The organism is Pseudomonas sp. MF6755, from assembly GCF_016405635.1.
GTDB lineage: Bacteria > Pseudomonadota > Gammaproteobacteria > Pseudomonadales > Pseudomonadaceae > Aquipseudomonas > Aquipseudomonas haemolytica.
The window spans coordinates 130,484-140,780 of record NZ_JAEKDA010000019.1 but is presented as its reverse complement, the minus strand read 5'-3'; the positions used below and the strand labels follow the sequence as shown (position 1 = coordinate 140,780).

General features: G+C 60.7%; 10 protein-coding genes. 9 read left to right on the top strand and 1 reads right to left on the bottom strand.

Translation table 11 applies throughout. The features are described from left to right. Positions 1-702: 702 nt before the first annotated feature. From JFT66_RS23995 to JFT66_RS23975, 5 genes are read left to right on the top strand one after another with little or no spacing between them, the layout of a single operon-like run. On the top strand, positions 703-1,698 hold the full coding sequence (locus JFT66_RS23995) for an HOASN domain-containing protein (protein ID WP_153838311.1): 996 nt from the start codon (positions 703-705) through the stop codon (positions 1,696-1,698). Between the two features lie 40 nt (positions 1,699-1,738). Then, positions 1,739-2,725: an HOASN domain-containing protein gene (locus tag JFT66_RS23990; protein WP_034119387.1), complete on the top strand. Its 987-nt coding sequence runs from the start codon at positions 1,739-1,741 to the stop codon at positions 2,723-2,725. Positions 2,726-2,755: 30 nt separating this feature from the next. After that, on the top strand, positions 2,756-4,189 hold the full coding sequence (gene purB, locus JFT66_RS23985; protein WP_198860316.1) for an adenylosuccinate lyase: 1,434 nt from the start codon (positions 2,756-2,758) through the stop codon (positions 4,187-4,189). After that, positions 4,189-5,637 carry a class-II fumarase/aspartase family protein gene (locus tag JFT66_RS23980; RefSeq protein ID WP_034119385.1) on the top strand — a complete coding sequence of 483 codons (1,449 nt, stop codon included), beginning with the start codon at positions 4,189-4,191 and terminating at the stop codon, positions 5,635-5,637. Before purB ends, JFT66_RS23980 begins: the two co-directional genes overlap by 1 nt. 45 nt (positions 5,638-5,682) lie before the next feature. Continuing rightward, positions 5,683-6,756 (top strand): class I SAM-dependent methyltransferase, encoded by a 1,074-nt coding sequence (locus JFT66_RS23975; RefSeq protein ID WP_153872163.1) that lies wholly within the window; start codon positions 5,683-5,685, stop codon positions 6,754-6,756. Between the two features lie 95 nt (positions 6,757-6,851). On the opposite strand, the gene pdxR is transcribed toward JFT66_RS23975, so the two are convergent. Next, a complete protein-coding gene (gene pdxR, locus JFT66_RS23970) occupies positions 6,852-8,240 on the bottom strand; it encodes a MocR-like pyridoxine biosynthesis transcription factor PdxR (RefSeq protein WP_198860315.1) in 1,389 nt (462 codons plus the stop codon). Positions 8,241-8,424: 184 nt separating this feature from the next. On the opposite strand from pdxR, the gene JFT66_RS23965 reads away from it, so the two are divergent. The 4 genes from JFT66_RS23965 to JFT66_RS23950 all read left to right on the top strand — a co-directional run bounded on the left by JFT66_RS23965 (position 8,425) and on the right by JFT66_RS23950 (position 10,077). Then, complete coding sequence (locus JFT66_RS23965; RefSeq protein ID WP_034119382.1) at positions 8,425-8,880, top strand: carboxymuconolactone decarboxylase family protein; 456 nt, start codon at positions 8,425-8,427, stop codon at positions 8,878-8,880. A 76-nt stretch (positions 8,881-8,956) separates the two neighbouring features. Then, a complete protein-coding gene (locus JFT66_RS23960) occupies positions 8,957-9,286 on the top strand; it encodes a hypothetical protein (RefSeq protein ID WP_034119462.1) in 330 nt (109 codons plus the stop codon). 88 nt (positions 9,287-9,374) lie between these two features. Beyond that, complete coding sequence (locus JFT66_RS23955; protein WP_034119381.1) at positions 9,375-9,821, top strand: GNAT family N-acetyltransferase; 447 nt, start codon at positions 9,375-9,377, stop codon at positions 9,819-9,821. A 4-nt stretch (positions 9,822-9,825) separates the two neighbouring features. Beyond that, positions 9,826-10,077 carry a hypothetical protein gene (locus JFT66_RS23950; RefSeq protein ID WP_198860314.1) on the top strand — a complete coding sequence of 84 codons (252 nt, stop codon included), beginning with the start codon at positions 9,826-9,828 and terminating at the stop codon, positions 10,075-10,077. The last annotated feature ends 220 nt before the right edge of the window (positions 10,078-10,297 follow it).

Here is a 10,297-nt window from a genome sequence, read left to right as displayed (position 1 = left end):
GGTGGGTGGGAGATTTGTGAGCAGGCGGGGCAGGCTTGCAGTGGGGCTGCGGCGCTGCGTTAGGCACAAGCGCTGCACTTGGGGTTCGTGTGTATATCCATTATTTAGGTAACGGCTGCTATTGGTTCCGCTCTTACAGCGGCCTTATAGCCGACCTGATCGATGCTGCGTGCGCGTACCCCTGTGGGAGCGGGCTTGCTCGCGAAAGCGGTGGGTCAGTCAACCTCAATGTTTGCTGGGCCGACGCCTTCGCGAGCAAGTCGAATCGTCGCACCGCCGCTCCCACATTTTATCTTCGCTGCTTTGAGAATTTCGTTCACTTAACTGACCGGTATCAGGGCAAGCCCGCTCTCACAGAAAAGCAGAAGCACCGCCAGCGTATCTACGATGCGAAGCGAGTCGCTCTTGATCTTGATCTTAGGTGCCCCGTTAAACCACGCTGGCCGAACGCAGGCTTGAATCCGTGGGTAACCCGGCAGGACGCCGGGTTAGCCGCACTGGGCCATGGATGGCCCATAGCCGCCGTTGCCTAAATAACGGATATGTACTCAATCAACCCCTCCCAAAAATGGCCGCCCCACAACCTCTCTCCAACCCACAAAAAAGAAATTTCCTACAGGTATTGACCTTGCCACTACAGGAACCTTTAGCCTTTTCTCCGAGTACGCCAAATCAAAAAAAACAAGAATCAAGGGGTTATCAATGGATACTGCTACCCTGCTACAACGTTCGGATTCCAATCTGTTCACCACAGCCTCGGCGCTGATGGTGAATGCCCTGGAACCCGGCGCCCACTACGCCCAGGTCACCCGCGCACTGGAAGCACTGCTAGCGCTGACCCGGCAAGGCCTGTCGGGAGATACCGACGCCTACGCGCACTACCAGGCAGCCCTGCTGCAACTGCACATCCCGGGCGATCCGCGCACTGAGCCGACCCGCCGTTGGATGGCCAGTGAGGTTTACCGCGTCGAAGATGAGTTTGCCGCCGACCTGCCGGGTTTCACCGCGCTGCCGGTGGATGAGTTCCGCCAGTTGGTCGACGCTGAAATCGCCGCTCGCAGCCGGGTCAACCACCCCATGTCGGTGCACCTGTTCCAAGGTACGCCGCCTGTGCAAGACGTGCGCTTCTTCCTGGAACACCACTGGACCCGCTCCTACAACTTCTACAGCCTGCTGGCCGAACTGGCCTTTCGCTTCGAGGCCATCGAGGATGCCTCGGTGTTCTACCGCAACCTTTACGGTGAAGCGGGCGCAGAGGCACCGGAGCGTTCACACCCGGCGATGCTGGCCCATCTCATGGAGTATTTCGATATTCCGCTGGCCATCGACTTCCCCGCGCTGCATCCCCTGGAAAAGGCCTACCTGAATAATCGCATTCGCTGTGTGCGTCATACCGATGTCGCCTGGGGGCTTGCGTTGCTCTACGCCGTCGAGTCTGTCAGTTGCGTCAACCATCGGCGCATCTACGAGCTGTTGCAGCGCCTGGACGTTCCAGAGCAGCCGAGTGAATTCCATCGCCTGCACGGCACTCAGGATGAAATCGATACCGAGGAAATGTGGGCGCTGATTGCCAAGTTCGCCGGCGATGACGGCTTCCAACGCACGTTCATGCGCGCACTCAAGCGTCACTTCGAAATCAACAAGGCCTACTTCGACAGCCTGTGGCAGCAGATGCAGGCACAGCGCTTGTCCGCTTGAACCACCCTGCGAACCCAGAACAAAAATAATGGAGCACATGATGAGCCCACGTAATTTCTCGCAGCCGCAACTGCAGAATATCCACACCGCCGAAGCGCGCCTGTTGGCCGAAGCGCTGAAGCCCGATGCAACATTCAATCGCATCGAAATTGCCGCCAATATGCTGCGCGCCTTATGCGAGTCGGGCCTGCAGGGCGACGCCGCGAACGCGGCGCAGTGCCAGCAATTGCTGTACATCCTGTCGCTGAGCGATGACGTCGCGACCGCCTCGACCCGACGCTGGCTGGCCAATGCCATCTATAGCGTGCAAGAGCGTTTCATGCCGTCTGCTGATTTGGCATCGCCGCTGTCCGAGGCTGGTTTCCAGCAACGCCTGGAAGAACAGATTGCCGCGCAGTCGCGGGAAAATCACCCGATGTCGCAGTATGTGTTCGAGGGCAAAGCCTCCCGCGAGCAACTGCAGGTGTTCCTGCGTCACCAATGGTTCCGCACCTACCGCCTGTACCGTGATGCCGCCGACTTGCTGGTCAACCTGACCGACGTGGACGAGGCGGCCGCCCTTGGCCGTTACCTCTACGGCGAGCTGGGCGAAGAGGACGAGCAACGCTCCCATCCGCGACTGTTGGCCAAGCTGCTCGCCGCCGTCGGCCTGGCTGCCGATTTCGAGGCCATCTCGACGATGCCCGAGGAAATCGCCTACTTGAACAACCGCGCACGCTGCTTCCGCAACCCGGATGTCGGCTGGGGCCTGGCGGTGTTCTACATCACCGAGCTGGTAGTGCCCGGTAATCACGGCAAGCTGTACAACGCCTTGCGCAATGCGGGCTTGAGCCAGGATGACGCAGAGTATTACGAAGTGCATATCAGCCTGGTGCCGCCACGTGCCAAACGTGAATGGGCGCTGATTTCACGGCGTATCCCGGACCTCGGGTTCCAGAATGCGTTCCTCACGTCGCTGGCTGAGCACTTCCGGCTGGAGAGGGCTTATTACGACGCGGTCTGGGAAGAAATGCAGCGCGTGAAGTAGCCCTCCTTAGGACAACGCGAGTAACCCGACATGCCGAGTCATATTTCTGAATCCCGTATCCACGGGGGCGCTTACTCGTCCCCGGAATTTGCCGCGATCTTCTCTGATACCAATCAGGTGCAGAAGTGGCTCGATGTAGAAACAGCACTGGCAGCTACCCAGGCGCAGATGGGCATCATCCCCCACGAGGCTGCGCGGGAAATCGCCCGCGTCGCCAGTGTGGAGTTGCTGGACCTCGACGCCTTGGGGCGCGAGAGCATGGAAACCGGGCACATTCTGGTGCCGACCATTCGCGCATTGGAGGCCTTGTGCGCCGATGGTTGGGGTGAATACGTGCATTACGGCGTAACCACCCAGGACATCCTCGACACCGGGCTGATCCTGCAGGTCCGCGATGCCTGGGGCCTGGTGGTGCAGCGCTTGCGCGGGATCCGTGGGCATTTGCTCACGCTCGCCCTGCGGTATAAGCACACGCCGATGGTCGCCCGGACCCATGGGCAACAAGCATTGCCCACCACGTTCGGCTACAAGGTCGCGGTGTGGGTCGATGAGATTGATCGACACCTTGAGCGTTTTGACGAGGCGTATGCGCGGGTGATGGTAGGCAACCTGACCGGCGCGGTGGGCACCCTGGCAGCGCTTGGCCCACAGGGTCTGGAAGTGCAGCGCCGGACCCTGGAAGGCCTCGGCCTGGCGGCGCCATTGAGCAGTTGGCACAGCGCTCGCGACCGTATCCTGGAGGCGGCGTGGCTGCTGGTCCAGGCTTCGGCGACCCTGGGCCGCGTCGCCAATGAGATCTACCACCTGCAGCGCACCGAGATCGATGAAGTGCGCGAAGGCCGCCGGGCAGGGCAGGTGGGGAGCAGCACCATGCCCCACAAGCAGAACCCGTCGACGGTGGATCTGATCAGCGCGCTGTCGCGGCTGGTTCGCGCGCAGATGCTTGCGCTGACCGATGCTGCGTTTCAGTTGCACGAGCGCGACGGCACCACGTGGCGTATCGAATGGGCGGCCTTGCCGGAGCTGTTTATCTATGCCGGAGCCTTGCTTGCCCGTATGGAAGGCGTGCTGTTGGCCGGGCTGGACGTGCGCGAAACGCGCATGCGCAGCAACCTCGACTTGCTCGGCGGGCTGATCCTGTCGGAACGCATCATGCTCGCGCTGGCACCACGGTTCGGCAAGCAGACGGCGCATCAACTGGTCCACGAAATAGCCCTGATGGCCCAAGCCGAGGGGCGTTCTTTTCGCGACGCGCTGCTCAGCGATCAACGCCTGCGCGGCTGTTTCACCCGACAAGCCCTCGACGACCTGCTTGACCCGACAGCCTACACCGGGCTTGCGGTGGAGATGGTCGACCTGGTGGCGAATAAGGCAATACCCCGGTCTTCAAGCGATGTTCTTGAAACGCAGATATCAACCCAAGGAAATCCCAGTCGGTCTCAGCATGTGATGGAGGGTATGTGATGGATTCGCAAACGTTGGAAATGGCAGCCCGTGCCTCTTGCACCGCACGTTCGGAACACTCAGGCCTTAATCATGACGGCGAGCAATGCCGCCATGAACACAGCCACATCCTCGACTCGAAAACCCACGGCTCAGGCTATGCCGGCCCACAAAGCCGCAAGATCTTCTGCAGCCATTGCCGCCTGCAACGCTGGCTGGATGTGGAGGCCGCGCTGGCCATGGCCCAGGCCGACGTCAATATCATCCCGCGCGAAGCAGCCCTGGAAATCGAAAAAGCCGCCTTGCTGTCGGGCATCAATGTGCGCCAACTGGCCGAGGGTGTAGCTGCCACCGGCCATTCGCTGATGCCGTTGCTGAGCGCCCTGCAGAAGAACTGCAGCCCGAGTGCCCGCGAATACGTGCACTACGGCGCCACCACCCAGGACATCCAGGACACCGCCCAGTCCCTGGAAATGCGCGACGTGCTCGATGCCATGGACCTGGCCCTGGAAGTCTTGCTGGGCAAACTGTCGACGCTGGCCGATGCGCACCGTGACTCGCTCATGGTCGCCAGAACTCACTCTATCCCGGCATTGCCGACCACCTTCGGGCTGAAGGTCGCCGGCTGGATCGACGAGCTGTTGCGGCATCGCCAGCGCCTGGCCGAGGCGCGCCAGCGCGTGCTGGTGGTGCAGCTGTTCGGCGGGGTCGGCACCATGGCAGCGTTCGGCCCGGAGGCGATGCCGATGCTCGAGCGTTTCGCTCAACGCCTGTCGCTGCAAGTGCCCCTGACGGGGTGGCATGTGTCCCGTGACCGTGTTGCGGAGTTCGTCAGCACCCTGGCGATGGTCACGGCCTCGTTGGCACGTGTGGCCGATGAGATCCGCACGCTCAATCGCTGGGAAATCGCTGAAGTCGAAGTGGGCTGGAGCGACCAGCAGATCGGCAGCAGCACCATGCCGCACAAACGCAACCCGGAAGGCTGCGAGCAGGTGGTGGTCTTGGCGCGGCTGGCCAAGGCCCAGGTCATGCTCGCACTGGACGCGATGATTCTCGAACACGAGCGCGATTATCGCGGTACCCGTCTGGAATGGTGTGCGGTCGCGGATGTTTCCCACTATGCGCTGATGGCGCTGTCGATACTCACCGACACCATCGATGGGCTCACCGTGAACGTGCAGAAGATGGAGTGCACCGCCCACGCCTACGGCGATGCGATCTGCACCGAAGCGGTGGTGTTCGAAATGGCGCGCAAGCTGGGCAAGAGCAGCGCCTACGAAATCATCTTCGAAGTATCCCAGGCGAGCCAGCGCAATCACGTGTCGATCCGTACCGCGATCGAGGCCGATGCACGGGTGGTTGCCGTCATGAATGCGGGCGCGCTGGCGCGGTTGTTCGAGCCCAGGACGCACCTGGGAATGTCCGACCGCCTCGTCGACAACGTGCTTTCGAAACTGACGGTCCGCTAATCATTGATCACTGAACTGACTTGCAATTTCATCAAGGAGCGACAGATGTCAAACGTTATGGAAGTTGATAAAGCCAAGGTCCAACAGTTTTCCGCGCGCATCATGGAGGATTATGGCAACACGTTGCGCGGCGCCATGCTCTACATCGGCGACCAGCTTGGCTTGTTCAAGGCCCTGGCCGACGGCGAAGCGGTGACCCTCGAGGAGCTGGCGCAAAAGACCGGCTACAACGCACGCTATTTGCGCGAATGGCTGGGCAGCATGGCCACGGGCAATTATGTGACCTACGACGCACAAACCCGCCGCTACCAGATGCCCGCTGAATTCGTGCCGGTGCTCGCCGATGAAGACTCGCCTTATTTCGCCGGTGGCATTATCCAGTTGAGCGTGCCGTTCGTGAGCATGGCGCCCAAGGTCATCGAAGCGTTTCGCAATGGCGGCGGCTGCGCCGAAGAGGCGTTCCCGCTGGAGACCTGGAAAGGCATGGAACGCATGACCATGCCTTGGTACAAACACTACCTGGTCCAGCACTGGATTCCTTCCCTGGACGGCGTCGAAGAGAAACTCAAGACCGGCGGCAGCGTGCTTGATTTCGGCTGCGGTGCGGGGCTGGCAGCGATCACCATGGCCAAGGCCTACCCTGAGGCGCGGATTGTCGGCTGCGACTTCCACTTGCCCTCCATCGAGTTGGCGCGGGCCAACGCCGAGGCGGCCGGAGTGGGCGACCGGGTGCAATTCGAGGTGAACGACTCGGATGCCCTGCGCGGGCAGCAATTCGATTTCGTGACCACCTTCGTGGTGATCCACGATGCCACCGACCCTCAGCAAATGCTCAAGGACCTGCGCGCAGCCACGGCCGCCGACGGCACCTACCTGATGGTAGAGCTCAACTTGTCCGAAGAGCTGCACGAGAACATGAACCTGTTCGGTCGGGTGATGTACCCACAGAGCACCCTCTATTGCATGACTTGCTCGCTGTCCCATGGCGGGGCAGGGCTGGGGGCGTTCATGGGCGAGAAGCGCGCTCGCCAGATGGCTGAAGCAGCCGGGTTCAGCCACTTCCGCAAAGTCCCGTCGGCGTGGCCGCCGATGCCTGCGCTGTTTGAACTCAAGCCCTGAGTGGAGTCTGCTGTGGCGAGGGAGCAAGCTTCCTCGCCACGTCATGGTTTTGTCGCGGTTGGCCGGCTTGACCCGCGCCAAAAAACGCTGGGCCACTAGGTAATAAGGCATTCCAGGATGCGCTGCCCGAGCGCTTCTGCGTTAGCTTGCGAGTCGATATTGGCAAACCCGAGCAGCAAGCCGGGACCGCTCGCTTGCGTGTTACTCCAGTCACTCAACGCTTCAGCGTAAATGCCCACGCTGGCGAGTCTGTCCACGAGTAAGCGGTCGGACATCGGCGGCTTGAGCCTCAGGATCAAATGCATGCCGCCTGGCTGTGCATCTATCGAAATATGCGTGCCCAACACGCTGCGCAAGCCCTTGGCCGTGGCCTCGCGCCGCTCGCCATAGAGCTTGCGCATCCGTTGTATATGCCGGGCGAAATGGCCCTCGGCGATAAAACTGGCGACGATGGCCTGGGTCAATTCCGGACAGTTACCGAGGAAGGTCTGGCTGACCTGCTCGAAGCGGCTGACTTGGGCGGCGGGCACCACCAGGTAGGCCAGGCGCATGCCGGGGAACAGCACTTTGCTGAAAGTACCGGCGTAGAGTACGCGGCCTTCACTGTCCAGGCTCTTGAGGGCGGGCAGGGGGCGGCTGGCGTAGCGGTATTCGCCGTCGTAGTCGTCTTCGATGATCCAGGCTTGCTGGCGCTTGGCCCAGTCGAGCAGGGCCAGACGGCGCGGCAGTGACAGGGACACGCACAGCGGGCTTTGGTGGGCGGGCGTAACCACCACCGCACGGGCGTTGCTGGTGGGTGGCAGGCACAGGCCGTCCAGATCCACCGGTACCGGCACCGGCTTGATGTGCAGGTATTCCAGCAGCGGGCGAGTCGGCGGATAGCCCGGGTCTTCCACCAGCACCTGGTCGCCCGGGGTGAGCAGGGCATGGGTGATCAGGCCCAGGGTGTTGCGATAGCCTGAGGTGATGAATATCTGTTCGGGCGAACAGTCGATGCCCCGGGCCACTTGCAGGTGGCTGGCGATGGCCGAACGTAGAGAGGCCAGGCCATAGACCGGGGGGGTGGCCATGTCGGCGAATTGGGTGGCGCGCACGCAGCGGGCGGCGATTTTTGACCAGAGCTTGCGCGGGAATGCGTCCAGGGCTGGCAGGCCCATCTGGAACGGTAATATCGCTGCCTGTTGTCGCACGGCGTTGTAAGGCGGCACCACGGCGCGCGTAGGCAAAGTGCCCTTGATGCCCTGTGCGACCACCGTACCTGCCTGGCCACGAGCTTCCAGGTAGCCCTCGGCGGTCAACAATGAGTAGGCACTCTCAATGGTGCCGCGGGCCAACCCCAACTCCTGGGCGAGGGCCCGCGCCGCTGGTACGCGTTCGCCGGGCTTGAGCAAGCCTTCGGCAATGGCATTGCGAAAGCGCCAGTAGAGCTGGCGATAGATCGGCTCGGCGGTGGTGGGGTCCAGTGGGGGCAATGAGGTGGGCATCGGCGGCGGCTCTCCAAGTGCGGCTGATGTGAGCCTACGCGGTGGTTGTCTCAAGCCAAAGCACCAATAACCGATTAAATACGTAGACCATCATGGCCCAGGCTTGCCGCCGATTCTTGGCTCTTCAGAGGTGAGCCATAACATCGCAAGATGGCGTCTCACCTCAACTGCTACAGGATCTGCCATGACCGCTCGCCTCGACTACATCCACGCCTCCCCGGAAGGTTATAAAGCCTTTGGCGGTGTCTACACCTATCTGCACAACTGCGGTTTGCCCAAGCTGCTGATCGACCTGGTGTACCTGCGGGTCTCGCAAATCAACGGCTGCGCTTTTTGTATCGACATGCACTCGCGGGACCTGCTCAAACAGGGCCTGGCCGTGGACAAACTGGTGCTGGTGCCGGTGTGGCATGAGGCCCGGGAGGTGTTCACTGCCCGTGAACGTATCGCCCTGGCTTTCGCCGAAGCCGTGACCCACTGCGACGTCTCCGATGCGGACTACGCAGCGGCTGGCGCGGAGTTCACCGACAAGGAACTGGCCGACCTCACCTATGGCATCGCCTTGATGAACGCCTTTAACCGACTCGGCATCACCTTCCGCGCGACACCTGCGGCTGCCGCCTCAAAGATTGCGCAGTAAGGCAATTTAATGGCCCCTTTGTAACAAAATCCTCGCCAAAATCGCTTTTATTTTCAGGTGGTTAGGTGGGATGCAAATGCGCACTGTTGGAATGATGCTGATTGCCTGCTCCCTGGCCGGCGGCGCGGCTGCCGTGCAGGCTCGGGAGTTGCGCGAGGGCGACAAGTACATGTGCAGTTGGGGCGCGGGCACGGCCGCCAGGGCCCAGGAGCTCAAGTTGTCGGGGGTGTCGCTGTATGCCGCTCGGCAGAAGATCCAGAGCATCAAGTTCAGTAAATCGTGGATGCGCATGATGGCCATGGGCATTACCGAGCAGACCTATGACAGCCGTTCCAGGCTCAAGCCGGAGGCGATTCGCAAGAGCTTTTATCAGGATTGCCTGCACTATAAAGTGGCGCGTAAATAACCCAGGTCGCGCACCGGCGCTTACAAATCCACGACAAACCCTATGTCAGTATTTGCATACAATTGCGCACTTCTTCATGGAGGTCGGTATGCAAGTGCTTATTCGTGCGGCGACAGCCGAAGACGTCGATACGCTATGCGTGATTCGCACCTCGGTGGTGCAAAACCATCTGAGCCTTGAACAGATGGCCGACCTGGGAATCACCCCGCAGGTACTGGTCGATACACTGAACACCGCGCCTTGTGCCTGGGTCGCGGAAGTAGACGGCCAAGCGGTCGGGTTTTCCATGATCGACCTGGCTGAAGGCGAGGTGTTCGCGATGTTCGTACTGCCCACCCATGAGAACCTTGGCCTCGGGCGCCGGTTGATGGCGGTGGCCGAGGCCGCATTGTTTGAACGCCACGAGAGGGTGTACCTGGTCACTGACGGGCGTGAGCAGGTCCGTGCCAACGGGTTCTATCAACGCCTGGGCTGGTCCATCGCGGGCCGGGTCGACGGCGACGACGTTCGCTATGAAAAGGGCCGGGCGCGGTAACGCCATGAACGCGCCAGCGCCCAGCAGCCTGCGCTATCTTGCGGCTGGAGTGCTGTGCGTGGCGGTGCTATTGGGATTCTATTTCGTTCAACTCAACGCCAAGGTCGACCGCCAGCGTGAAGAGGCCGTCGAACGCCTGGCGCTGTGTCGTCATATGGAACGGGCCGCTGGTACGGCAAAGTTCAGTAACGAAGAGTTTCGCGAAACGTGCCAGCAACTGCGCGATCAGTTATTCAAGAGTGCGACGCCGCTTTGATTAATAACCCTTTTCTATAAGTGGGTTATTCCAGGAATATCATCACTACTTGCACCAAAAAGTGGCACTTGTATGGTTTGTCACCTTAAAAAATATGTGGTTATTGAATGACTTACGAAGTTTTTAATCCGACGAAAGGATTCAAATAATCTTGTTAGGCGTTTTGGCAGTCGTTACTATAGCCGGGCGTTCACCTCCCACGGTTTATGCATTTTTAAAT

Excerpts from the sequence above, each read along its gene's own strand:
- JFT66_RS23995 (WP_153838311.1), top strand. The coding sequence starts at position 703 with ATGGATACTGCTACCCTGCTACAACGTTCGGATTCCAATCTGTTCACC.
- JFT66_RS23990 (WP_034119387.1), top strand. The coding sequence starts at position 1,739 with ATGAGCCCACGTAATTTCTCGCAGCCGCAACTGCAGAATATCCACACC.
- purB (WP_198860316.1), top strand. The coding sequence starts at position 2,756 with ATGCCGAGTCATATTTCTGAATCCCGTATCCACGGGGGCGCTTACTCG.
- JFT66_RS23980 (WP_034119385.1), top strand. The coding sequence starts at position 4,189 with ATGGATTCGCAAACGTTGGAAATGGCAGCCCGTGCCTCTTGCACCGCA.
- JFT66_RS23975 (WP_153872163.1), top strand. The coding sequence starts at position 5,683 with ATGTCAAACGTTATGGAAGTTGATAAAGCCAAGGTCCAACAGTTTTCC.
- pdxR (WP_198860315.1), bottom strand. The coding sequence starts at position 8,240 with ATGCCCACCTCATTGCCCCCACTGGACCCCACCACCGCCGAGCCGATC.
- JFT66_RS23965 (WP_034119382.1), top strand. The coding sequence starts at position 8,425 with ATGACCGCTCGCCTCGACTACATCCACGCCTCCCCGGAAGGTTATAAA.
- JFT66_RS23960 (WP_034119462.1), top strand. The coding sequence starts at position 8,957 with ATGCGCACTGTTGGAATGATGCTGATTGCCTGCTCCCTGGCCGGCGGC.
- JFT66_RS23955 (WP_034119381.1), top strand. The coding sequence starts at position 9,375 with ATGCAAGTGCTTATTCGTGCGGCGACAGCCGAAGACGTCGATACGCTA.
- JFT66_RS23950 (WP_198860314.1), top strand. The coding sequence starts at position 9,826 with ATGAACGCGCCAGCGCCCAGCAGCCTGCGCTATCTTGCGGCTGGAGTG.